The 1,050-nt window shown below is 61.0% G+C and carries 3 protein-coding genes; all 3 read left to right on the forward strand.

Features of this window, described 5'->3' with window-relative positions:
• Positions 1-215, forward strand: a 215-nt coding sequence (locus tag B0I00_RS16945; protein ID WP_232730048.1) for a hypothetical protein, incomplete at its 5' end; no start/stop codon positions are given.
• A 62-nt stretch (positions 216-277) separates the two neighbouring features.
• Positions 278-787, forward strand: a complete 510-nt coding sequence (locus B0I00_RS00005; protein WP_100865341.1) for a helix-turn-helix domain-containing protein — start codon at positions 278-280, stop codon at positions 785-787.
• 42 nt (positions 788-829) lie between these two features.
• A partial coding sequence (locus B0I00_RS00010) for a hypothetical protein (protein WP_408635187.1) occupies positions 830-1,050 on the forward strand: 221 nt, incomplete at its 3' end.

Genomic DNA, 1,050 nt, shown 5'->3' on the forward strand with positions numbered 1-1,050 from the left:
GGCGTTCGGCACAAGCCCGCGCGTTAGTGGAGCCTTCGATGATCAAGCGTGCGAATCCAGTCGATCAAGCCCAGCCAGGGCAACGCCTCGAAGAGCTGATCGGACTGGTCGAGCGCGCACTCGCGCTCGCGGGCGATATGCAGATGCACCGCACAGCGGCCGCGCTCGAAGATGCGCTGGTCCAAGCCGAGCGTGCGGCGAACACCTCGAAATGACCTGTTGAACCCTTCGTCGATCTGTTAGTTTATACCTTACGGAACTTCACCGGGGTGCGACGATGTCCGACAACATCCTGAACGAACGGCAGATCGAGATTATCGAAGGTTTGCAGCGACATCACTCGATCAAAGAGATCGCGCGCCTGATCGGAATGTCGCCATCCAACGTCAACAAGCACATCAGCAAGATCAAGTCGGTGCTTGGTGCGCAAACCCATCGCGAGATCATACTCAACTATGAGAATCTTGCAGGTCCGGTTGGCGGCACAAAAACTGCCGGAACATTTTCACACCTTCCCAACGATATGCCACCGGAGGCAAAGCCCGGTCCGAACGAAGCGGGTCTGCTTCACTTTGCCGATGCCGGCGCCTTTTCCGGTCAAGCTTGGGCAAATGTGTTCGAACCCCGCATCGTTCCGAGGTGGCTCGATGGGGACCATTATGTCCTGGCCAGGCTTGGCGCGATCGTCGGCCTGTTGCTCCTGATGCTGGTCTTGCCGGTGCTGGGGGTGGCGGCGCTCGACAGTATCGCCGCGATCCTGAACCAGGGCCCCAGCCTCGCACGATAATCCGACTGCTTGGTCGAGCCCAAGCTTCCGAAGGGATGCGCCATGACCAACACCACCCAGGCAAGCAAAATCGACGACCTTGCGCAGCTGCGCGTACTTCGCTCGGCCGGCTCGATCCGCCAGCAGATCCGGTCAACCGAAGCGAGCGGCGACAAGATGCTCGAAGACAGCGCCGACCTGATGAAGGCCATGGTCGCGGCCCGCCGCGAAGCTGCGGTCGCGCCGCACACCGGCCAGCGCGCCATCATGCGCCTGGCCAAGGC

The organism is Novosphingobium kunmingense (assembly GCF_002813245.1).
Classification (GTDB): domain Bacteria; phylum Pseudomonadota; class Alphaproteobacteria; order Sphingomonadales; family Sphingomonadaceae; genus Novosphingobium; species Novosphingobium kunmingense.

Excerpts from the sequence above, each read along its gene's own strand:
- B0I00_RS00005 (WP_100865341.1), top strand. The coding sequence starts at position 278 with ATGTCCGACAACATCCTGAACGAACGGCAGATCGAGATTATCGAAGGT.